This window comes from Nocardia sp. NPDC023733 (assembly GCF_040639775.1).
GTDB classification, from domain to species: domain Bacteria; phylum Actinomycetota; class Actinomycetes; order Mycobacteriales; family Mycobacteriaceae; genus Nocardia; species Nocardia rosealba.
The window spans coordinates 258,058-279,765 of record NZ_JBFAAN010000006.1; the positions used below are offsets into that span (position 1 = coordinate 258,058).

Here is a 21,708-nt window from a genome sequence, read left to right on the forward strand (position 1 = left end):
CCCTGCACGAATCGTCGTCGACGGGCTCGCAGGAGCCCAACCGCAGTATGCCGACCGACTCGTCGCGCCCGACAGCGAATTTCGCCGGGCGCGACACCACCGTCAACTCTTCCGTTCACCGTTCTCGTCGAGCAGACCACGCCGCGCCTGCGAGGCGAGCTTGCGCTCGGCCGCGCCGATGCGATCGTTGTTCTCGAGGCGCAGGTCGGTGCCACGCCCGGTCGGCTGCATGTCGACACCAGCCGAGATCTGCGGCTCCCACTCGAAGGTCACCTCGCCGATGGTCACCGGGCAGCCGGGTTCGGCACCCTGCTTGACCAGCTCCGCTTCGACACCGAGACGAGCCAACCGGTCGGCCAGGTAGCCGACGGCCTCGTCGTTGTTGAAATCGGTCTGGCGGATCCAGCGTTCCGGCCGGGTACCGCGCACGATGAAACCGCCGGGTTCCTGCGGATCGGCGATCACGCTGAAACCGGACTCGTCGGTCGCGATCGGGCGGATGATCGGACGCTTGGGTGCCGCCTTGGGGTGGTCTTCGCGGTACTGGCGGACCATGTCGGCCAGTGCGAAGGTCAGCGGGCGCAGACCGGCGCGGCTCACGGCCGAGATCTCGAAGACCGGCCAGCCGCGGGCGGTGAACTCGGGCGTCACCATCTCGGCGAGCTCTTTGCCGTCGGGGACGTCGGTCTTGTTCAGGATGACCACGCGCGGGCGATCGGCCAGGTCACCCAGGCTCTCGTCACCGGAGAGCGCGGGCTTGTACGCGGCGAGCTCGGCCTCGAGCGCGTCGACATCGGAGACGGGGTCGCGGCCGGGTTCGAGGGTCGCGCAGTCCACGACGTGGGCGAGTACCGCGCACCGTTCCAGGTGGCGCAGGAAGTCGAGCCCGAGGCCGCGACCCTGGCTCGCGCCGGGGATCAGGCCGGGTACGTCGGCGACGGTGAAGGTGGTGTCACCGGACTGCACCACGCCGAGGTTCGGCACGAGCGTCGTGAACGGGTAGTCGGCGATCTTCGGCTTCGCGGCCGAGAGCACCGAGACCAGCGACGACTTACCGGCCGACGGGAACCCGACCAGACCGACGTCGGCAACCGACTTCAGCTCGAGGACGAGATCGATCTCCTCGCCCTCCTCACCGAGCAGCGCGAAACCGGGCGCCTTGCGCGCCTTGGACGCCAGCGAGGCGTTGCCGAGCCCACCACGACCACCACGGGCGATGATGAACCGGTTGCCGACGCCGACGAGGTCGACCACGACCTTGCCGTCGCTGTCCACGACGACGGTGCCGTCGGGCACCTGCAGCACCAGGTCGGTGCCCTGCTTGCCGTCGCGGTTGCCACCCTCGCCCGGCTTGCCGTTGCCCGCCTTGGCGTGGGGATGGAAGTGGAAATCGAGCAGGGTGTGCACGTTGGCGTCGACCTCGAGGATCACATCGCCACCGTTGCCGCCGTTGCCCCCGTCGGGACCGCCGAGCGGCTTGAACTTCTCACGGTGCACCGAGGCACAACCGTGTCCACCTCTACCGGCACGAACATGCAGCACGACGCGGTCGATGAATTTGGACATGGGTTGATCCTCCTCCTTCTGACTTGTCGTTTGCGGTAAGGGTGGAAGAACACGACAGAGCGGGTCAGGGAAACCCTGACCCGCTCTGGTGTCCGTGGGGAGCTGACGCTCCAGGCGGTCAGGCCTGGACCGGCTCCGGGACAACGATGTTGACGGTCTTGCGGCCACGCTTGGTGCCGAACTCGACCGCGCCCGCCGCGAGGGCGAACAGGGTGTCGTCGCCACCACGGCCGACGTTGACGCCGGGGTGGAAGTGGGTTCCGCGCTGACGGACGAGGATCTCGCCCGCGCTGACCTTCTGGCCGCCGAAGCGCTTCACGCCGAGGCGCTGGGCGTTCGAATCACGACCGTTCCGGGAGCTGGATGCACCCTTCTTATGTGCCATTGCTTCGTCTCCTCGGGAATTCTTACTTGATGCCGGTGACCTTGATGACCGTCAGCGGCTGACGGTGACCCTGGCGCTTGTGGTAGCCGGTCTTGTTCTTGAACTTGTGAATCCGGATCTTCGGACCCTTGGTCTGATCGACGACCTCGGCGGCCACGGAGATCTTGGCCAGCTTGTCGGCATCGGTGGTCAGATCGGCGCCGTCGACGACGAGAACCGGGGTCAGGGCCACGGCGTCGCCGGGCTTGCCCTCGATCTTCTCGACCTTCACCAGGTCACCGACCGCGACCTTGTACTGCTTTCCGCCGGTCTTGACGATTGCGTACGCTGCCATCGGTCGGCTTCCTCCACTCACGTTGGTCCTGCACATGTCCACGCCGCAGCTGCGACGCGTATTCCTGGGCTCATCCCCGCACGTGCGGGGGAAGAACGTTAGCTGCCTGCCTGCGGTATCACCCGGCCGTCCGGCCAGATGCCCAATCGCTGGGCAGCGACCGACCTAGGTTACCAGAACGGTATGCCGTCCCCCAATTCGGCCGGTCAGGGCCGAATCAGGGGACGTCACCTCAGTTCGATTCCGGCGCAGGCGCGCCCGCCGGACGTGCCACCGCACGCCTGCGCGGCTTGCGCTGCGGGACGACGACGGGTTCGGCGTCGAAGTCCACGACGGCTGCCGCGGGCGGCTGCTCGTTCGCCGAGACGACGAACACCGCGCCCGCGCTGTCGGCGGCCGGAGCCGCCGTCGAACGGGCTACACGACGCCTGCGCGGCGCCCGGGCGGCCGGTTCCTCGGCCACCGGTGCGGGTTCCTCGGCGACGGGAGCGGCGGGCTCCTCGACGGGTTCCCGGGCGAGCGAGGACGATTCGACGGGCTCGACCGTCGGCGCCTCGTCGGCCGGGGCAGGCGTGACGACGACTTCCTCGACCACCTCGTCCTCGGCCGGGACGACCCCGGTCAGCGCGGGGCTGTCGATCGCGGTCTCGGCCTGCGCGGCGCGGTTGGACCGCCGCGACCGAGACCTGGAGCGCGAGCGGGTCGGCTCGGGAGCCGGCTGCTCGGTCTCGACCTCGGCCGACACTGTCTCGCCGTCCTCGTCGCCGTGGTGGGCGGCCATCGCCAGCGCGACCGGGTGGGCGCGCTTGACGGCGATGTCCTCCTCGTCGGCCTCGGCGACCGGCGCGGTGCCGTTGGTGGCCGGTGCGGCCGTCTGGGCGGGCTTGGCGTCGCGGTCCTTGTCCTTGCCGCGACGACGCCGCGAACCGCTCTCCTTGCCGCGCGGTTCCTCGATGCCCGACCCGGAATCGACCGGGTAGGAGTGCACGAGGATGCCGCGACCGTGGCAGTGCTCACAGGTGGTGGAGAACGCCTCGACCAGGCCGGTGCCCAGCTTCTTGCGCGTCATCTGGACCAGACCCAGCGAGGTGACTTCCGACACCTGGTGGCGGGTGCGGTCGCGGCCGAGGGCCTCGGTGAGGCGGCGCAGCACCAAATCGCGGTTGGACTCGAGCACCATGTCGATGAAGTCGACGACGATCATGCCGCCGATGTCGCGCAGCCGCATCTGGCGCACGATCTCCTCGGCCGCCTCCAGGTTGTTCTTGGTGACGGTCTCCTCGAGGTTCGAAGAGCCGGAACCGGTGAACTTGCCGGTATTGACGTCGACGACGGTCATCGCCTCGGTGCGGTCGATCACCAGGGTGCCGCCCGAGGGCAGCCACACCTTGCGGTCGAGCGCCTTGGCCAGCTGCTCGTCGATGCGGTAGGCGTCGAACACGTCGACACCGTTGTTCTCGTGCCGGTTCACCCGCGGCAACAGGTCGGGGGCGACGGTTCGCACATAGTTCTCGACGGTGCTCCACGCGCGCTCACCCTCGATGACCAGCTTGGCGAAGTCCTCGTTGAACAGGTCGCGGATGACCTTCACCAGCATGTCCGGCTCTTCGTAGAGAGCCTTGGGCGCGTCCTTGGCCGCGTTCTTCGAGGCCTCTTCGATGGTGCGCCAGGTGGCCTGCAGCCGTTCCACGTCGCGCGCCAGCTCGGGCTCGCTCACACCTTCGGAGGCGGTGCGGATGATGACGCCCGCGTCGGCGGGCACGATCTCGCGCAGGATCTCCTTGAGCCGCTTGCGCTCGGTGTCGGGCAGCTTGCGGCTGATCCCGGTGGAGGTGCCACCCGGCACGTACACCAGGAAGCGACCGGCGAGGGAGATCTGGGTGGTCAGACGCGCACCTTTGTGGCCGACCGGGTCCTTGGAGACCTGGACCAGCACGGTGTCGCCCGGCTTGAGCGCCTGCTCGATCTTGCGTTCCTTGCCGCCGAGACCGGCGGCCTCCCAGTTCACCTCTCCGGCGTAGAGCACACCGTTGCGGCCGCGGCCGATGTCGATGAACGCGGCCTCCATGCTCGGCAGCACGTTCTGCACCTTGCCCAGGTACACGTTGCCGACCATCGACGCCTGACCGGAGCTGGTCACGAAGTGCTCGACGAGGATGTTGTCCTCGAGCACCGCGACCTGCGTGGTGGTCTGGTGACCCGGTGCGTGTTCGGCCGGATCGAACGCCTTCTCGCGCACGACCATCACCCGGTCGACGGCCTCGCGACGGGCGAGGAACTCCGACTCGGTGAGGATCGGCGGACGACGGCGGCCCGCGTCGCGGCCGTCGCGGCGGCGCTGACGCTTGGCTTCCAGGCGGGTGGAACCGGAGATGCCCTGCACCTCGTCGGAGGCACCGGCCCGGCTGCGGCTCTTGTTGCGCGGCTCGCGCTCGTGCACGACCGTGTTCGGCGGGTCGTCCTCGGCGGCGGCGTCGGTGTCGGCGGAGTCCCCGCCGACCTTGCGACGACGACGGCGCCGACGGCGACGGCTCGCGCCCTCGGGCTGGTTGTCGTCGTCTTCGTCGGAGTCGTCGGACTGCTCGGCCTCGGCCGGTGCGGGCTGCTCGGCGGCGGGCTCGTCCTCGGTGTCGTGCTCGTCGCTGTCGTTGTCCTCGCCGTCGGCGGACTGCTCGCCACGGCCGCGACCGCGACCACGGCGCCCACGACGACGGCGGCGCGGCTGCCCGTCGGCGTCGTTGTCACTGTCGGAGTCGGTATCGGTGTCGGTGTCACCGGACTGGTCGGTGGCCTCGGTCTCGTCGAGCGCCTCGGGCTCCTCGACGGGCTCTTCCAGCTTCTTGGGCGCGCGTTCGGCGCGACGGCGCTTGCGCGCCTCTTCGGCGGCGCTCGCGTCGGGCGGCAGGAACAGCGGCATACCGACGGAGGGCGCCTCGAAGGCCACCGGTTCGGGGGCCGGTTCCTCGGTCGCCCGGTGCGTGAACAGCCCGGTGTGGGCGTCGTCGGCCATCGGGGCGAACACCTCGTCGGGGCGTGCGACCTCGGGCGCGGAGAACAAGGTGGTGGTCGGGTCGGCCGGCTGCTCGGCGACGGGTGCGGTGGCTTTCTTCCTACCCCTGGTGGTCGGGGCGGGTGCCGGGGGTTCGCCGGTTTCGGCGTCGGCGGCGGCGATCGCGTCGCGTACGGTCTCGGCGACCGCTCGGTCGACATTGGATTGCACGCTGCGCGCCTCGGCGCCCAGCTCCGCCAATTTGGCCAGGATGCGCTTGCTGGTCACTCCCAGTCGTTTGGCCAGTGCATGAACTCGAATTCGCTCCGGCAATTGATCGGCATCCTGTTGTGTTGTGTCCAGCGGCTCTTGTTCGGCCACGAAGTCTCCTCGGGCCCCCGGGCGCGTCCATCCCCGGTACGGGAGTGACGCGGCCGGCGCGGGGGCATCGTCCGTGCACCTCGTACCCGATGGTACGAGGGTCATCTGGTCTCGCCCCGCGTATCCGGTCGCGCCTGGAATCGATCATCTGGCGGGCCAACCGGTCACGCGGCGCCTGGCTGTACGGCGTGACGCCGCGCGCTGAGGCGCTCATCCAGCGTGCCCGGCAACCCCAGCAACAGGGTTGTCCATGGCAGCGATGATCGGCATCCAACTGCGGTGTCATCCGGTCATGTCCGTCGCCGCTGCCGCGTACCTGCGCGTCAGGCTGTCACCGACCGCCCTGGTGGGGCTGCGATGACATCGGTATCGAACACATCCGTCTTCAGTATCCCATATGGTTCGCGCGGTGATCGCCATCGGCGCAACTCGCGCGCGGAACCGTCACTCGAGCCCGTCGCGTCCGCACCGGACGCGACGAGCGAGAACAGCACCGTCAGGCGGGGAATTCGGGGAACCAGAGCGCGATCTCGCGCTTGGCGGACTCGGGCGAGTCGGAGCCGTGAACGAGGTTGTACTGGGTCTCGAGACCGAAGTCGCCGCGGATGGTTCCGGGGACGGCCTTCTCGACCGGGTCGGTGCCACCGGCGAGCTGACGGAACGCCGCGATCGCGCGCGGGCCCTCGAGCACGGCCGCGACGACCGGGCCGGAGGTGATGAATTCGATCAGCGAACCGAAGAACGGCCGCTCGGCGTGTTCGGCGTAGTGCTCGCCCGCCAGTTCGGCGGACACGTTCTTCAGCTCCAGCGCCTTGATGGTGAGGCCCTTGCGCTCGATGCGCGCCAGGACCTCGCCGACGAGGCCACGGGAGACACCGTCCGGCTTGATGAGTACCAACGTCTGCTCAGTCACGCGCTAACCCTAGCGTCGGGTCGGCGTCTACGCCGAACGACCCCGTTCAGGACTGGGTCCGCCGCATCCGCTGGCTCGGCAACAGCCCGGCGTCCATGCGTCGCTGCACGTCGTAGCGCAGCATCAGGATGAATGCCCACACGGCCGCGAACACCAGCCCGATGATCCCGATCGACAGGTGGATGAACGTCCCCGCCAGCACCAGGACCTGCAGCCCGAGGTTGAACGGGATGGCCCACGGCTTCCGCTGCAATCCGGCGCCGAGGATCATCAGCAGTGCGAGGACCACCAGGTAGGTGCCCGAGAACCAGGTCACCCCGCCGCCGACCGAACCGACGACCGGCAGCGCCAGCAACACCACGATCGCCTCGAGGATCAGCGTTCCGGCCATCACCCCGCGAAACCCCTTCCAGGGGTCGGTGGCGGGGGGTGGAACCGCACTCATGAGGGCCCCTTTCCGAACAGGGCGCGTGCGGCGCCGGCGGTGACCACCGAACCGGTGACGACCACGCCCGCTCCGGAGATCACGTCGCCGTCGTCGCCGGCCTGTTCGGCCAGGGCGATCGCCGATTCCAGGGCGTCGGGCAGGGTGTCGGCGGTGATCACGCGCTCGTCGCCGAAACGCTGGACGGCCAGGTCGGCGAGGGTGTCGACGTCCATGGCGCGCGGCGACCCGTTGCTGGTGACGACGATCTCGTCGAACACCGGTTCCAGGGCGTCGAGGATGCCCGCCGCGTCCTTGTCGCCGAGTACGGCGACCACACCGACCAGCTTGCGGAAGTCGAATTCGCCGGTGAGGGTGTTGGCCAGCGCCTGCGCGCCCGCCGGGTTGTGGGCGGCGTCGACGAAGATGGTCGGCGCGTTGCGCATCCGTTCCATCCGGCCGGGGCTGGTGACGGCCGCGAATCCGGCGCGCACGGCCTCGATGTCGAGCTGACGCTCGGCGCCCGCCCCGAAGAACGCCTCGACGGCGGCCAGCGCGAGCGCGGCGTTGCGGGCCTGGTGCTCGCCGTGCAGCGGCAGGAAGATCTCGTCGTAGACGCCGCCGAGCCCCTGCAGGGTCAGCAGCTGGCCGCCGATGGCGACGGCCCGTTCCAGCAGCCGGAATTCCGCGCCTTCGCGCGCGACCGCCGCGTCGGCCTCCACGGCCCGGCGCAGCAGCACGTCCATCACCTCGGGGGCCTGTTCGGCGATCACCGCGACGGTGTCGACCGGAACAAGTGCTTCCTTGGCGCGCTTGATGATTCCCGCTTTTTCCTTGGCGATCGACTCGAGGTCGGGGCCGAGGTACTCGGTGTGGTCGAGGCCGATGGGGGTGATGACGGCGACCTGGCCGTCGATCACGTTGGTGGCGTCCCAGGTACCGCCCATGCCGGTCTCGACGACGGCCACGTCGACGGGTGCCTCGGCGAACGCGGCGTAGGCCATGCCGGTGAGCACCTCGAACTTGCTCATCGCGGGCCCGCCCGACTCGGCCGAACGCCGGTCGATCATGTCGATGTAGGGCGCGAGCTCGTGGTAGGTCTCCACGTACCTGGCGGGGCTGATCGGTGCGTTGTCGATACTGATCCGCTCGGTCGCCAGCTGCAGGTGTGGGCTGGTGATCCGGCCGGTGCGCCGGTGCAGGGCGGTGAGCAGCGCGTCGATCATCCTGGTCACCGAGGTCTTGCCGTTGGTGCCAGCGATGTGGATGGCCGGGTAGTTGTGCTGCGGGTTGCCGAGCAGATCCATCAGCGTGCTGATGCGCGTGAGCGACGGCTCGATCTTGGTTTCGGGCCAGCGTTTGTCGAGTTCGGCTTCGACGAGCGCCATTTCGGCCAGCTCGACCGGCGACGGACCGGTGCCGAGCTGGGCCGGGCGGTAGTCGTCGCCGCCGAAGCCCGCGTTCTCGGGGCCGAGATCGCCGTCGTCGGGGCCGATGTCGCTCACTTGGCGCTCAGCTCCGCCAGGCGCGCACTGATCCGGGCGACCTCGGCGGTGGCCACCTCGCGGCGGGCGGTGATCTTGTCGACCACCTGCTGCGGCGCCTTGGCCAGGAACGCCTCGTTGGCCAGTTTGGCGGTGGTCTGGTCGAGGTCCTTCTGCGCGACCGCGAGATCCTTTTCCAGCCTGCGCCGTTCGGCGTCGAGGTCGATGGCGCCGGAGGTGTCGAGCTGGACGGTCACCGTGCCCGCGGACAGGCGGACCTCCACCTCGGCGGTGGTCGCGAAGTCGTCACCGGGTTCGGTGAGGCGGGCCAGGTTCGCCACCGACGCCGCGAAGCCGGCGAGTCCGGCTTCCTCGATGCCGACCAGCGTGGCCTTCACCTTCTGCTTGTCGGCCAAGCCCTGATCGCCACGGAAGCGGCGGATCTCGGTGATGAGCCGCTGTGCGTCGGCGACCCGCTGGGCGGCCCGCTCGTCGGCGGCGACGCCACTGGCCTGCGGCCACGGCGCGACGACCACCGACTCACCGCCGGTGAGCGCCTTCCAGAGGGTCTCGGTGACGAACGGGATCACCGGATGCAGCAGGCGCAGCACCGCGTCGAGCACGTTGCCGAGGACCACCGAGGTGCTCTCGGCGCGCGCGTCGGACTCGGCGAACTGCACCTTCGACAGTTCCAGGTACCAGTCGCACAGTTCATCCCAGGCGAAGTGGTACAGCGCCTCGCAGGCCTTGCCGAATTCGTAGGAATCGAACGCGGCGTCGACATCGGCGCGGACCTGGTCGAGCCGGTCGACGATCCACCGGTCGGCGTCGGTGAGGGTCTCGCGCGCGGGCAGGTCGCCGGTGCGGGCACCGTTCATCAGCGCGAACTTGGTGGCGTTGAACAGCTTGGTGACGAAGCTGCGCGAGGCGAGCGCGTGCGCGTCACCGACCGAGAGGTCGCCGCCGGGCTGGGCGCCGCGGGCCAGGGTGAAGCGCAGCGCGTCGGCGCCGTAGGAGTTGATCCAGTCCAGCGGGTCGATGCCGTTGCCCCGCGACTTCGACATCTTCTTGCCGTGCTGGTCGCGGATGAGGCCGTGCAGGAACACGTCTTCGAACGGGACCTGCTTCTGTCCGCCCTTGCCTGCCGTCAGCACCGGATCGTCGCTGACGTACATGCCGAACATCATCATCCGGGCCACCCAGAAGAACAGGATGTCGTAACCGGTGACGAGCACGCTGGTCGGATAGAACTTCGCCAGCTCGGGGGTCGCGTCGGGCCAGCCCATCGTGGAGAACGGCCACAGACCCGAGGAGAACCAGGTGTCGAGCACGTCGGGGTCCTGCACCCAGCCTTCGGGGGCCTGCTCGTCCGGGCCGAGGCAGACGATCTCGCCTTCGGGCCCGTACCAGATCGGGATGCGGTGGCCCCACCACAACTGACGCGAGATGCACCAGTCGTGCATGTTGTCGACCCAGTCGAACCAGCGCGGTTCCTGGCTGGCCGGATGGATCTTCACGTCACCGTCGCGCACCGCATCGCCCGCGGCCTTGGCGAGGGTGTCGACCTTGACCCACCACTGCATCGACAGGCGCGGCTCGATCGGCTCGCCGGAGCGCTCCGAGTGACCCACCTGATGTTTGTAGGGGTACTTGCGCCCGACGATGCGGCCCTCGGCCTCGAGGCGTTCGCGGATCTTCACCCGCGCCTCGAAACGGTCCATGCCGTCGAATTCGGTTCCGGTGTCGGCGATCCGGCCCGCCTTGTCCATGATCGTCGGCATCGGCAGGCCGTGGCGCAGACCGAGTTCGAAGTCGTTGGGGTCGTGGGCGGGGGTGATCTTCACCGCGCCGGAACCGAACTCCGGGTCGACGTAGTCGTCGGCGACGATCGGGATCTGGCGGCCGGTGATCGGGTGGTACAGCGTGGTGCCGATGAGCGCCTTGTAGCGCTCGTCGTCCGGGTGGACGGCCACGGCGGTGTCGCCGAGCATCGTCTCCACCCGGGTGGTGGCCACGATGACGTGCGGTTCGTCGTCGTTCAGGGAGCCGAAGCGCATGCTCACGAGCTCGCCGTCGACCTCCTTGTGGTCGACCTCGAGGTCGGAGATGCCGGTCTGCAGCACCGGCGACCAGTTCACCAGGCGCTCGGCGCGGTAGATCAGCCCCGCGTCGTAGAGCCGCTTGAAGATGGTCTGCACGGCGCGCGAGAGCCCGTCGTCCATGGTGAACCGGTCGCGGCTCCAGTCGACACCGTCACCGAGGCGACGCATCTGCCCCTGGATCTGACCGCCGGACTCACGCTTCCAGTCCCACACCTTGTCGATGAACAGCTCGCGACCGAAGTCCTCTTTGTTCTTGCCGTCCACGGCGAGCTGCTTCTCCACCACGGTCTGGGTCGCGATGCCCGCGTGATCCATACCCGGCAGCCACAGCACCTCGTACCCCTGCATCCGCTTGCGGCGGGTGAGCAGGTCCATGAGGGTGTGGTCGAGCGCATGACCCATGTGCAGGGTGCCGGTGACGTTCGGCGGCGGCAGCACGATGGAGTACGCCGGCTTGGCCGAGGTGGCGTCGGCGGTGAAGTACCCGGCGTTTACCCAGCCCTCGTACAGGTCGGCCTCTACCTCGCTGGGATTCCAGCTCTTGGGCAGGGCATCGGCACGATTACGCGAGTTGTCTGGGGCTGCGCTGGTCACGCCCCAATCCTAAGGGGAACGGACAACCGGGTTTCCCCCGCCTCACCCCGCAGTCCCAGCCACGTACGACCCGACCTCGAGGAGGGTCCGCCGCGAACCTCGAGCGCGCCAGCGCTCCAACTAAACAGAGGCGAGGTCTTCGGTGGATGAGGGACACCGAAGACTTCGCCTCTCGCAGTCGACTCTACCGGCGTTTTTCGGCCGCCCCTCGAATACATAGCCAATTCTCAGATTCTTCCAAGCGGTGGTCGGCGAGGTTTGTGAGTGTCTCCATCGACACGCGGAAACTGTTGTCCGACAGGCCGGTCGACGCGAACTCAGGGTGTTCACCGATTGCCGAATTGTCTGTTTTCCCGGATTCTGGAGAGGGTGACGCCCCCGCTCGATGCCAGCTCCCCTTCCACCGATCGATCCGTGCCTTCCCGGACCGTCATTCCCGTCTCACTGCTGGACTTACGCGCGGACCACGTCGACGAATTGCGCTACCCCGCCACGGCGGTGCTGATTTTCGCCGGCGTGCCCGGTGCGGGGAAATCCACTGCGCTGCACCGCCTTTTCGGCGCCGACCCGAACGCGGAGCTGCCGGTGCGGACGGCAGCGGGTGCGCTGGTGCTCGATTCGAACCACGCCCGCAACCGATTGCGGCACCGGCTCGGCCGGGTCCCCTATCCCCTGTGGCGTCCGCTGGTGCACCTGGCGCACTACCGGGCGATCCGCGCGGCGCTGCTGGTCGCCGACGGGCCGGTCGCCATCCACGACTGCGCGACTTTCGCCTGGAGCCGTCGCCTGATCGCGCGGTGGGCGCGCTCGGGTGAGCGCGAGGTGCACATGGTGTTGATCGATGTGCCCGCCACCCAGGCAAGGCGTGGTCAGGTCACCCGCGGCAGGCGGGTGAACACGGTCGCCTTCGGCGCGCACTGCCGCCGCTGGGAGAGCCTGATGCGCGACCTCGGCGCCCGCGGCACCGAACCACGCACTCCACTGCCCGCCACATCGGTGGTGATCGTCGACCGCCCGACCCTCACCGCGATCTCGGGAATCGCCTTCACCCCTGCCGCCTGATCGCCGGGTCGCGAGCTTCGGAGAACGCCCGCACTCATAGCTGCAGGTCAGGGCACCAGCACCGTCAACGCACCCGGCATCGCCTGGACGGTGACGGGAAGGGTGCCCGCCGGTTCACCGTCGGCGGTGGCATACCCACCCGACGCCGTTACGGTGATGCGGCGGGCGCGGTATCGCTTGGTCGAGGGGTGATCGATGCGCTTGCCCGCCGACAGGGCGGGCAGCAGGCGCGCCATCTCCAATCGCGAGACCGCGCCGACCACGGTGATGTCGAGGTATCCGTCGTCGGGCAGGGCTTCGGGGCACACCAGCATGCCGCCGCCGTAGGTGCGGGTGTTGCCGATGGGCGTCATCACGGCGTCGGTGTAGATCACCGCGTGCGCGTCGTCGGGGTTGTCGAGCGCGCCGGGCGCCAGACCCGACATCTCGATCTGGAACGGCAGCGTGTAACCGCGCATGAGTTCGGCGGCGGCGGCGAAGGTGTAGCGCAGCGGGCCGCGCGGGCGGCGCATCGCGTTGGCGCGCAAGGTGACTCGCGCGTCGAACCCCGCGCCGACGATGGTGGCGAACCAGGTGGGCGTGGCGCCGACGGATTCGATACGGCCCAGGTCGATGGTCCTCGTGCGGCCGCGCAGCACGATCTCGGCGGCGGCGCGCGGGTCGCCGGTGGGGATGCCGAGTTCGCGGGCGAGGTCGTTGCCCGTGCCCGCGGGGACCAGCCCGAGCGGCACGCCGGTGTGGGCGACGGCGGCGAGCAGCACGTTCATCAGACCGTCACCACCCACGCAGACGACCGCGTCGGGCCGCCTGGCCGGGTCGGCGATCGCGGCGGCCACCTGCTCCACCGATTCCGCCGCGCTCGGCGCCCGCACCTGTGCGACCTCGACGCCACCGGCCAGGGCTACCGCCAGGACCGCCTCGGCGACACCGTCGCCGCGACCGGCACCGGAGTGCGGGTTGGTGACGAGCAATAATCGCTGTACCGAATGCTGTTTCACGGCACCAGCTTTCCAGGATTCAGCACGCCTGCGGGATCGAGTTCGTGTTTCACCGCCCGCAGCACCTGTACGCCCAGGTCACCGACCTCGGCGCCCATCCACGGACGGTGGTCGGCGCCGACGGCGTGATGGTGGGTGATGGTGGCACCGGCCGCCATGATGGCATCGCCCGCGGCGGTCTTGGCGACGCGCCACTGCGCGATCGGATCCTCGAGCTGCTTGGCGACGACGGTGAAGTACAGCGACGCACCGGTCGGGTAGGTGTGCGAGATGTGACACATCACCAGTGCGGGCGTGCCCTGCGCGGTGAGCGAATCCGACAGCGCGGCAGTCACTTTCGCCTTCAGGTTCGTCAGGTTCGACCAGCTGGTCGCGGTTTCCAGCGTCTCGCACAGCACCCCGACATCGAGCAGGGCGTCACGCAGGTAGGGCGCGGCGAAACGGCCGTGTTCCCACTGTTCGGCCGGGGCCGTCCCGAGCGCGGTTCCGCCTGCGGCGGCGAGCAATTCGCTCGCTTCGGCGCTGCGGGCCGCGACGTGGGCGGCGGTGCCCTCGAAGGTCGTCACCGCGAGGCAGCCCGACACGGGGGCGCCGCCGATATCGCTCGAGCGGGCCAGGTTCAGACCGGTCTCGGCCTCGTCGGACAGGCGAAGCACCGTCGGCGCCGCACTGGTTTGCACGACGGTGCACAGGGCGGCCGCGCCGGTGGCGAAGTCGGGGAAGGACCAGGCCTGGTACGCGGTGGTTTCGGGGATCGGGTGCACCCGCACGGTGACCGAGGTGATCACGCCGAGCGTCCCCTCGGACCCGACGAACAGTTCGCGCAGGTCGGGCCCGGCCGCCGAGGCGGGCGCGCGGCCGAGATCGAGAGTGCCCTGCGGGGTGGCGACCACCAGGCGCTGGACCATGTCGTCGAAGCGGCCGTAGCCCGCCGAGGCCTGTCCCGACGACCTGGTCGCGGCGAACCCGCCGATGGTGGCGAATTCGAAACTCTGCGGGAAATGCCCGAGCGAAAGACCGTGTGCGGCAAGCAGTTTCTCCGCCTGCGGACCGGTGAGCCCGGCACCGAGGGTGGCGGTGCCACTCACCGCGTCCACATCGGTGAGGGTGTCGAGCCTGCGCAGGTCGAGCGCGATCACGGTGGGGAACCGACCGCGCACCGGGTCGACGCCACCGACCACACTGGTGCCGCCACCGAAGGGCACCACGGCGACGCCGCGCGAGGAGCAGTACCGCAGCACCGCAAGCACCGCGTCGTGGTCGGCGGGCGCGACGATCGCGTCGGGCGCGTCCTGAGGGCGGGTGTCACGGCGGCGCAGCAGGTCGAGGGTGCTCTTGCCGCCCGCGTGCCGCAGCCGGTCGATGTCGTCGGTGCTGACGTGCTCGGCGCCGACCAGGGCGGCGAGGTCCGCGCGGGTGGCGGCGGTGAGCGTGCTCTCGACCAGCGGCACGTCGCCCTCGTCGCGTCGTGCCGCCGGCTCACCCGAGATCCCGAAGACCTGGGTGAGCAGGCCGCGGATCTGCGCCGACAGGGGTTGATGTCCGGCGGGCACACCCCAGGCGTCCCACACCATACTCGGCCGTTCGGCCGTCGATCCGGACATTTCGCTGTTCAACTCGACCATGCGTTACATCCTGACATATAGTGTCAAGCAGTAACTACACGAGTTCTCCTCGAGTCGACCTCTACCCAGTTGTCGGATGTCACTGCCGCGAATTCGTGGCGACGAACCCACCGGCGCGCTCGATACCCTTGGGCGTTCCGGCCAGACCACGGCGCCCCACCACGGCGCCGTCGAACACCATGGGGGTGTACAGCATGATCGACCTCGCGGCTCGAGCTGACCAGCGGCTTTCGCCTACCGATATGGCGATTCTCGATGCCGCGCGGGCCTGCGTCGTCGATTTCGGGGTGCGCCGCACCACGCTCACCGAAGTGGCACGCCGCGCCGGTGTCAGCAGGCCGACGGTGTACCGGCGGTGGCCGGACACCGGCTCGCTGATCGCGGAACTGCTGGTGCGCGAGTTGCGCACCATCGTCGCCGAGACCATGCCCGACACGGGCCTCGGCCTCGACCGGCTGGTGCGCGGCATCGTGGCGGGCGCGGCGGCAGTGCGGGCGAACGCGGTGTTCGCCAAGATCTTCCGCACCGACACCGACCTCATGCTCACCTACGTGTTCGGCAGGCTCGGGCGCAATCAGCGCACGCTCATCGAACTGTTCGCCACCGCGATCCGGATCGGCCAGGAAGACGGGTCGATCCGGGCGGGCGAGCCCGAGCAGCTGGCCGCCATGCTGCTGCTCATCGCCCAGTCGGCGGTGCAGTCGGCGGGCACGATGGCGCCGCTGCTCGAGGGCGCGCAGTTCGACACCGAGCTGGCGAGGGCGATCGAGGGTTACCTGCTTCCCTGAACCTCGACAAGGATTGTGATGACTGCTGATTCACCCACCGCGCTCGACGCGGCTCGCCGCACCGCCGACCTCGCCGCGCTCGGCGACCACCCGGAGGTGGATGTGGTGGTGATCGGCGCGGGCGTCACCGGTGCCGGTGCCGCGCTCGACGCCGCCGCGCGCGGCCTGCGCACCCTGCTGGTGGAACGCAACGACTTCGCGTTCGGCACGAGCCGCTGGAGTTCCAAGCTGGTGCACGGCGGGTTGCGCTACCTGGCGAGCGGGCGTGTCGGCATCGCCCACGAGAGCGCGGTCGAACGCGGCATCCTGTTGCGCACCACGGCACCTCATCTGGTTCGCCCCCTCCCCCAGCTCGTTCCGCTGCTGCCCGGTATGGGTGCGGCTCAGAGTTCGCTGATCCGTGCGGGTTTCGCCGCCGGTGATGCGCTGCGGATGGCCGCACGCACCCGGGCGGCGATCCTGCCGCGATCGCGAAAGGTCGCCGCCGCGGAGGCATTGCGGCTGGCGCCTACCGTGCGCCGTGACGGCCTGCGCGGCGGATTGCAGGCGTGGGACGGGCAGCTCGTCGACGACGCCCGCCTCGTCGTCGCCCTGGCGCGCACGGCGGCCGGACAGGGCGCGACCGTGCTCACCCGCATGGAAGCCCTTGCTGCCGACGGCAATTCGGTGCGGCTGCGCGATACGCGCACCGGTGAGACGCTCGACGTGCGCGCCCGCGCCGTCGTCAACGCGACCGGTGTGTGGGCGGGCGAGGTCGACAGCAGCATCGAACTGCGCCCGAGCCGCGGCACCCACCTGGTGTTCGACGCCGCCGCCTTCGGTGGGCTCAGCGCGGCGCTCACGGTGCCCGTGCCCGGCAGCATCAGCCGCTTCGTGTTCGCCCTGCCCGCCGCGCACGGCCGCGTCTACCTCGGCCTCACCGACGAGGACGCCCCCGGCCCGATCCCCGACGAGCCCCAGCCCACCGAAGCCGAGGTCGACTTCCTGCTCGACACCATCAACACCGCCCTGCGGGAACCGCTGACGCGCAAGGACATCCGTGGCCGCTTCGCCGGACTACGGCCCCTGCTGAAGACCGCCGACGACAGCACCGCCGACATCTCCCGCGAGCACGCCGTGCTCACCGCACCCGACGGGCTCATCACCGTCGTCGGCGGCAAGCTCACCACCTACCGGCGCATGGCGCAGGACGCGGTCGATGCCGCGATCGCGCAGGCGGGCCTGTCGGCCGCACCGTGCCGTACCACCCGGCTCCCGCTGGTCGGCGCGGTGTCCGGCGCCGCCCGCGACCGCATCGACGCCCCACCGGTGCTGATCGAGCGTTACGGGCATGAAGCGGGTGCCATCGTCTCGGCCTGGCTGGCCGACCCGACCCTCGCCGAACCCGTCGCCCCCGGAATCGACGTCACCGCCGCCGAATTCGACTTCGCCATCACCCACGAGGGCGCCGAAACCGTCGACGATCTCCTCGACCGCCGCACCCGCATCGGCCTGGTCCCCACCGACCGCGCCGCCGCGACCCCGGCCGCCGAAGCCGCCCTCGCCCGCAACGCCGCGATCATCGGACGTCGCTCGTAAGCCGCCCGACTCCGGAAGCGACCGCTACACCGACTCGAGGAGCCAGGGCCGGCGCAAGGCCACGCATTGCGAATAGGGCGCAGGACAGTCGCACACCCGCCGCCTAGACGCAGCGGCGGCGGACGGGTGGCGACTGGTGATCCGGGCGGGCACCACCGACTCGGACCCTCAACGTCGGTTCAGTCGTACACCCAGCTCGTCAGATCGACGCGCATGCACGCGCGCGGCCATTCGTCGAGGCCGTTGGCGGATTCCTCGGCGCGCACAGCGCGCAGGCCAGGTGGTTCGTCGTCGACGGGGATGTAGGTGAAGCCGAGCCGCTCGTAGTAGGGCCCGTTCCAGGGGACCTCGGTGAAGGTGGTGAGGGTGAGTTCGCGCAGGCCGCGGGATTTCGCCCAGCTGACGACGTGGTCGATCAGGCTCTTGCCGATCCGCAGACCGGCGTAGGCGGGGTCGACCGACACCTGGTCGATGTGCGGTTGCCCGTCGACGATGCCGAGCAGCAGGTAGCCGATCGGTTCGTCCTGCGCATCCGGCCACACCCAGGCGCGTTCGCCGACGAGGAATTCGCGCAGTAGTTCCGCCGACGGCGGCTCGTCCTCGGCGACGGCGACCATGCCGATCTCGGCGAACGGCGCACCGGCGCGACGTTCGATCTCCTGCAGCGCGGCGATATCGCGCTCGCGAGCTAGCCGGATCGGCCCACCCGGCCGGACGAGTTCACCGACCCGGATCGGTTCGCGGCGCCGAACGGGGTCGCCCGGTTCGATGGCGTAGCCGGTCCGGGTAACCAGCGCGGGTACGTGCTCCAGGCCGGTCATCGCACCTCCACGGGGGTGGTGAGGATGCCGTTGAGCAACGCGTTCAGTGCCCACCGGGTGCGCGCGGCGGCGTCGCCCGCCAGATGCTCGCGGACGGCGGTGATGTTCGGGTAGCGCCGGGCGGGCAGGTCGGCGAGGCGGCGCGAGACTGTCGTGTCGTCGTAGACGGCCCGCTCGGCGGCCGCGGCGGTGATGTGCGGGTACAGCAGGTCGACGGCCCAGGCGGCCCTGGCCGGGTCGAGCCCGCCCTCGCGCAGCAGGCCGAGCAACTGCTCGATCAGTCCGAGCGCGCGACCGGTGGACCGGGCGAACGCGACGAGCGCGAGACCTTCGTGGCGGCCGAGCGCGTCGACGGCCGAGGTGACGAGGGTTTCCAGGCGCTCGCGCCAGTCGCCGTGGGTTGGTGTCGGTACGGCGGCGAGGACGTGGTCGAGCATGCCCGTCATCAGGTCGTCGCGATTGGCGACGTAGACGTAGAGCGAGGCGGCACCGGTATCGAGTTCCTGCGCCACCCGGCGCATGGTGAGCGCGGCCGATCCCTCGGAGTCGAGGATGCGCAATCCGGTCTCGATGACGAGGTCACGACTCAGTGGAGCTTTCGCCGGTCTGGCCCGGCGACTGACGGGTGCGGCATTCATGGCAGGTAATCCTACTCGCCACCCGAACGTCGTTTGCGACGAACAATGTTCGCGAGACCGTCCGGTCAGTTTGCGAAGCCTGCGACAACCCGCTTCCGAGCCCGCCGTGTCCCTCTATGCTGGCAGTGACCCCGTCCGACAAGGAGGCGTTGATGCGCGCGCATTCGTCCACCGTGGCAATCGTGCCCGGTACCGGAATCGTCGCTCGGTTCGGCGATGTCGTGGTCTATCTGGCCGGCGAGACACCGTCGACCGACCGGTTACTCGGTGCGGTCGAGACCGTCGCGCTCAACACCACGGCCTCGGCACCCGGTGCGGCACTCGCCCAGCGGCTGGCCGGGGTGGTGTTCGGTGGCGCGTCGGCGCCACCACCGTTCGGTGTTCTCGCCCCCACCGCCGACGGGATCCTGATCTTGTTGCGCGGCACCGTGATCGCGGAGGTCTCCGGCGCCGAGGGCAACCGCCGCCTGGCCGGGGATCGCGCCTTCACCTGGGTCGACGAGATCATTCGCGAACCGGTGCGCCGCATCGCCATCGGCGCCGAGATGGCCGACCCGACCAGCGCCAACCCGCGAACGGATCTGCGCGCGGGCATCGTGAACGGCAACGGTTTCGTGCTCAACCTGGGCCGTCGTCGCGGGCCCGCACCGCGCCGGGTGGAGGCGATCGACGAACCGCCACCCACCGAGGCCACCGGTTTCCAGGCGGTGCGCCCGCGCAGCGAGGCCGAACCCGTCGCGGCACAGCCGTCGACCAGTGGTTTCGCCGTGGCCGACGAGCCGGTGACGAGCATTCCGGAGGGTGAGACCGTGAGCGTGGGTGGTCGGCCCGATTCCGGTGAGGGCGCCACCGTGAGCACCGGTCCGCGCAATTCCCCCGCCGCGCACGCACCGCTGGCGTGGTCACAGGCGATCGATGCCGCCAAGCGCGCCGAGCCGGTGGGGCTGCGCAAAAGCCAAGAGCACCTGGGCAATTCGACCAGTCCGCGGGGCGCCTTGGTCACCGAGGACGGAATGAGCTATCCCCTCGACCGACCATATGTGCTTGGCCGCAACCCCTCTGGCGACAATTCCGTTCGCCAGTCCGCGGCCACGCCGATCCTGATCGAACGCGATCGGCTGGTCTCGCGGGTTCATGCCTTCGTCGATCCCGACCGGGGCAAGGTGTTCGTCCGCGAAGCGCCCGCCACCTCCGGCACCTATTTCGCCGCCCCCGACAGCGACCGGTGGTCGCGGGTGGGCACCCTCCCGATCGAGCTGCAGCCGGGCTGGCGCCTGCGTATCAATGATTTCCTGCTGACCTACTGCGTCTGAGCTCCGGCGAGCCCGAGACCATCCCGACGCCCGTGCGTGGTGCACCACGGGCGCCGGATCACGATCCGGCTCAGGCCTCGAGGGCGTCGAGCAGTGCCGCGCGCTGGCGTGCACCGAGACCACCGATACGACGATCCTCGGGGATCTCGGCCTGATCCATCAGCTTGGCCGCCTTCACCGGGCCAACGCCCGGCAGCGCCTTGATCACGGCCGCGACCTTGGTCTTCTTGACCAGGTCGTCGCTGTCGGCCTTCTTGAGCAGATCGGCGACGGTGACCTTGCCCTCCTTCACCTTGCCGATCAGTTCCGAGCGCGCCTTGCGCACGGCAGCCGCTTTGGCCAACGCCTCGGTGCGCTGTTCGGCGGTCATCGTAGGCAGTGCCATGTCTCCTCCGCTTCCACTCGTCACTCGAACATCTGATTGACGGACCGAGTAAACAGCACGAAATCAGCAGCATCAGTCCGACACACCGCGAGGATACGCCGATGAGTTTTGCGAGGTGAGCCCGTCTTAATGGGTGAACGCCCTGCAAGGCGGACGAAACGGACGAAATGAAGGTTTCCGAACACCAGGTAACACGCTGGTGACCGGTAGCGACATCATCAACAGAAGCACTGAACGGGACAAAGGTTCAACGGCGAACCACGGAGGATCAAAGAAGCTCCTCGGCAACCGGGCGCGAACGATGCGAATCGTTCGTCACCGTGTCCACGAAGGCCTCTGAAAACACCTACACAGTTGTGCGCCAGAAGTTTCCGGCATCCGCATGTTCGATCGACCCGGACCTCGGATGTGCCTCGGGCGCCTCGATGCGCAACAATGACGCGACCAGGCGAACCCTTTTGCACACTGGAGTTGCGATGCGCGAGGAACACCCGCTCGATGACGAAGTCCTCGCGTTGCCCGTCCGGGTGGAACGTGCCCGGCAACGCATCACGTATCAATCCGACCCGGCGCTGACCGACGCGCTCTCGGAAGACGAACTGCGCGCCGAACGCGAGCTGGCCGAGAAGATCCGCACCTACGAGCGCGATCAGCGCTGGAAGCAGATCAAAGCCGCTTCGACGCACGCCGACCGCCTGCGCGAGACGACCGCCGAGCTCGAACGAGCCGAGATGGCCGACCTCATGCTCGCCCGCAAGGCCATCGCCGCGCAGCGCCGCGAATCCAACCCGCGCGCCCGGCTGGCCTCCCTCTACCAGCACCGGACCTGGTCGTTGCGCGCGCTGGCGGGCGTGGTGATCGCGGGCATGCTGTGGTCGGCGGTGAACGTGCAGCACAACATCGCCCCCGGCGGCCCGAGCGACCCGCTGTTCTGGGCGAGTTTCGGCCTGGAGGCGATGATCAGCGTCTGCCTGGTCATCATCATGATCGGCACCACCCGGGTCTCGGAGTGGGGCGTGATGGGCAACCGCACCCAGGTGTTCGTCGCCGAGGGTTTCCTGCTCGCACTCACCATCGCCCTCAACACCTACCCGCATCTGAGCGCGGGCAACTGGTACGACGCCGCCGTGCACGCGGTGGCACCCGTGATGATCGGTGTGGCCCTGCTCATCCACAATGCCGCCAGCGCGCGCTACAGCACCGCCATCGCCCGTGCCTCGGCCGAGATCCCCGCCGAGGACGACGAGGACATCGTGTCGGCGGCGCCTTCCTTCCGCGACAACTGAGCGACCGCGACAACTCCCCAACAGCACAGCGCCCGCCGGATC

General features: G+C 69.3%; 18 protein-coding genes. 5 read left to right on the top strand and 13 right to left on the bottom strand.

Annotation, left to right across the window (positions count from 1 at the left end; translation table 11 throughout):
* Positions 1 to 102: 102 nt before the first annotated feature.
* The 8 genes from obgE to AB0F86_RS23410 form a co-directional block, all read right to left on the bottom strand.
* Positions 103 to 1,566: a GTPase ObgE gene (gene obgE, locus AB0F86_RS23375; protein ID WP_181700559.1), complete on the bottom strand. Its 1,464-nt coding sequence runs from the start codon at positions 1,564 to 1,566 to the stop codon at positions 103 to 105.
* 118 nt (positions 1,567 to 1,684) lie between these two features.
* Positions 1,685 to 1,951 carry a 50S ribosomal protein L27 gene (gene rpmA, locus AB0F86_RS23380; protein ID WP_067486232.1) on the bottom strand — a complete coding sequence of 89 codons (267 nt, stop codon included), beginning with the start codon at positions 1,949 to 1,951 and terminating at the stop codon, positions 1,685 to 1,687.
* Between the two features lie 22 nt (positions 1,952 to 1,973).
* The gene (rplU, locus tag AB0F86_RS23385; RefSeq protein WP_067486230.1) at positions 1,974 to 2,285 is read right to left on the bottom strand and encodes a 50S ribosomal protein L21; all 312 of its coding nucleotides are present in this window, start codon (positions 2,283 to 2,285) and stop codon (positions 1,974 to 1,976) included.
* Between the two features lie 232 nt (positions 2,286 to 2,517).
* Complete coding sequence (locus AB0F86_RS23390; RefSeq protein WP_356985163.1) at positions 2,518 to 5,655, bottom strand: translation initiation factor IF-2 N-terminal domain-containing protein; 3,138 nt, start codon at positions 5,653 to 5,655, stop codon at positions 2,518 to 2,520.
* 496 nt (positions 5,656 to 6,151) lie between these two features.
* Positions 6,152 to 6,568, bottom strand: a complete 417-nt coding sequence (gene ndk, locus AB0F86_RS23395; protein WP_067486226.1) for a nucleoside-diphosphate kinase — start codon at positions 6,566 to 6,568, stop codon at positions 6,152 to 6,154.
* Positions 6,569 to 6,614: 46 nt separating this feature from the next.
* Positions 6,615 to 7,013 (bottom strand): DUF4233 domain-containing protein, encoded by a 399-nt coding sequence (locus AB0F86_RS23400; protein ID WP_181700563.1) that lies wholly within the window; start codon positions 7,011 to 7,013, stop codon positions 6,615 to 6,617.
* Positions 7,010 to 8,380, bottom strand: coding sequence for a folylpolyglutamate synthase/dihydrofolate synthase family protein (locus tag AB0F86_RS23405; protein WP_181700591.1), 1,371 nt, complete (start codon positions 8,378 to 8,380; stop codon positions 7,010 to 7,012). Before AB0F86_RS23405 ends, AB0F86_RS23400 begins: the two co-directional genes overlap by 4 nt.
* Before the next feature lie 113 nt (positions 8,381 to 8,493).
* Positions 8,494 to 11,172, bottom strand: a complete 2,679-nt coding sequence (locus AB0F86_RS23410) for a valine--tRNA ligase (RefSeq protein ID WP_356985164.1) — start codon at positions 11,170 to 11,172, stop codon at positions 8,494 to 8,496.
* Positions 11,173 to 11,586: 414 nt separating this feature from the next.
* Between AB0F86_RS23410 and AB0F86_RS23415 the strand changes: the two genes are divergently transcribed.
* Complete coding sequence (locus AB0F86_RS23415) at positions 11,587 to 12,234, top strand: AAA family ATPase (RefSeq protein WP_225281012.1); 648 nt, start codon at positions 11,587 to 11,589, stop codon at positions 12,232 to 12,234.
* Positions 12,235 to 12,281: 47 nt separating this feature from the next.
* On the opposite strand, the gene AB0F86_RS23420 is transcribed toward AB0F86_RS23415, so the two are convergent.
* A complete protein-coding gene (locus AB0F86_RS23420) occupies positions 12,282 to 13,232 on the bottom strand; it encodes a diacylglycerol kinase family protein (protein WP_225281011.1) in 951 nt (316 codons plus the stop codon).
* Entirely contained in the window at positions 13,229 to 14,857 is a 1,629-nt protein-coding gene (locus AB0F86_RS23425; RefSeq protein ID WP_356985165.1) for an FAD-binding oxidoreductase, read from the bottom strand. Before AB0F86_RS23425 ends, AB0F86_RS23420 begins: the two co-directional genes overlap by 4 nt.
* A 242-nt stretch (positions 14,858 to 15,099) precedes the next feature.
* Here AB0F86_RS23425 and AB0F86_RS23430 point away from each other — a divergent pair, with 242 nt between their 5' ends.
* Entirely contained in the window at positions 15,100 to 15,645 is a 546-nt protein-coding gene (locus tag AB0F86_RS23430; protein ID WP_308017143.1) for a helix-turn-helix domain-containing protein, read from the top strand.
* A gap of 18 nt (positions 15,646 to 15,663) precedes the next feature.
* Positions 15,664 to 17,223, top strand: coding sequence for a glycerol-3-phosphate dehydrogenase/oxidase (locus AB0F86_RS23435; protein WP_356985166.1), 1,560 nt, complete (start codon positions 15,664 to 15,666; stop codon positions 17,221 to 17,223).
* 179 nt (positions 17,224 to 17,402) lie between these two features.
* Here AB0F86_RS23435 and AB0F86_RS23440 read toward each other — a convergent pair whose 3' ends face one another.
* Together AB0F86_RS23440 and AB0F86_RS23445 are read right to left on the bottom strand one after the other, a co-directional pair.
* Entirely contained in the window at positions 17,403 to 18,044 is a 642-nt protein-coding gene (locus AB0F86_RS23440) for a GNAT family N-acetyltransferase (protein ID WP_356985167.1), read from the bottom strand.
* On the bottom strand, positions 18,041 to 18,682 hold the full coding sequence (locus AB0F86_RS23445) for a TetR/AcrR family transcriptional regulator C-terminal domain-containing protein (RefSeq protein WP_181700575.1): 642 nt from the start codon (positions 18,680 to 18,682) through the stop codon (positions 18,041 to 18,043). The genes AB0F86_RS23440 and AB0F86_RS23445 overlap by 4 nt, the downstream gene beginning before the upstream one ends.
* A 152-nt stretch (positions 18,683 to 18,834) precedes the next feature.
* Between AB0F86_RS23445 and AB0F86_RS23450 the strand changes: the two genes are divergently transcribed.
* Positions 18,835 to 19,995 (top strand): FHA domain-containing protein, encoded by a 1,161-nt coding sequence (locus AB0F86_RS23450; protein WP_357171716.1) that lies wholly within the window; start codon positions 18,835 to 18,837, stop codon positions 19,993 to 19,995.
* Between the two features lie 70 nt (positions 19,996 to 20,065).
* On the opposite strand, the gene mihF is transcribed toward AB0F86_RS23450, so the two are convergent.
* On the bottom strand, positions 20,066 to 20,380 hold the full coding sequence (gene mihF / locus AB0F86_RS23455; protein ID WP_019045768.1) for an integration host factor, actinobacterial type: 315 nt from the start codon (positions 20,378 to 20,380) through the stop codon (positions 20,066 to 20,068).
* A gap of 476 nt (positions 20,381 to 20,856) precedes the next feature.
* On the opposite strand from mihF, the gene AB0F86_RS23460 reads away from it, so the two are divergent.
* The gene (locus AB0F86_RS23460) at positions 20,857 to 21,666 is read left to right on the top strand and encodes a hypothetical protein (protein WP_067486980.1); all 810 of its coding nucleotides are present in this window, start codon (positions 20,857 to 20,859) and stop codon (positions 21,664 to 21,666) included.
* Positions 21,667 to 21,708 lie beyond the last annotated feature (42 nt).

Bases quoted from the DNA above. Each gene is read 5' to 3' on its own strand.
- obgE (WP_181700559.1), bottom strand. From the start codon at position 1,566: ATGTCCAAATTCATCGACCGCGTCGTGCTGCATGTTCGTGCCGGTAGA.
- rpmA (WP_067486232.1), bottom strand. From the start codon at position 1,951: ATGGCACATAAGAAGGGTGCATCCAGCTCCCGGAACGGTCGTGATTCG.
- rplU (WP_067486230.1), bottom strand. From the start codon at position 2,285: ATGGCAGCGTACGCAATCGTCAAGACCGGCGGAAAGCAGTACAAGGTC.
- AB0F86_RS23400 (WP_181700563.1), bottom strand. From the start codon at position 7,013: ATGAGTGCGGTTCCACCCCCCGCCACCGACCCCTGGAAGGGGTTTCGC.
- AB0F86_RS23405 (WP_181700591.1), bottom strand. From the start codon at position 8,380: ATGGCGCTCGTCGAAGCCGAACTCGACAAACGCTGGCCCGAAACCAAG.
- AB0F86_RS23425 (WP_356985165.1), bottom strand. From the start codon at position 14,857: ATGGTCGAGTTGAACAGCGAAATGTCCGGATCGACGGCCGAACGGCCG.
- AB0F86_RS23430 (WP_308017143.1), top strand. From the start codon at position 15,100: ATGGCGATTCTCGATGCCGCGCGGGCCTGCGTCGTCGATTTCGGGGTG.
- AB0F86_RS23435 (WP_356985166.1), top strand. From the start codon at position 15,664: ATGACTGCTGATTCACCCACCGCGCTCGACGCGGCTCGCCGCACCGCC.
- AB0F86_RS23440 (WP_356985167.1), bottom strand. From the start codon at position 18,044: ATGACCGGCCTGGAGCACGTACCCGCGCTGGTTACCCGGACCGGCTAC.
- AB0F86_RS23445 (WP_181700575.1), bottom strand. From the start codon at position 18,682: ATGAATGCCGCACCCGTCAGTCGCCGGGCCAGACCGGCGAAAGCTCCA.
- AB0F86_RS23450 (WP_357171716.1), top strand. From the start codon at position 18,835: ATGCGCGCGCATTCGTCCACCGTGGCAATCGTGCCCGGTACCGGAATC.
- mihF (WP_019045768.1), bottom strand. From the start codon at position 20,380: ATGGCACTGCCTACGATGACCGCCGAACAGCGCACCGAGGCGTTGGCC.
- AB0F86_RS23460 (WP_067486980.1), top strand. From the start codon at position 20,857: ATGCGCGAGGAACACCCGCTCGATGACGAAGTCCTCGCGTTGCCCGTC.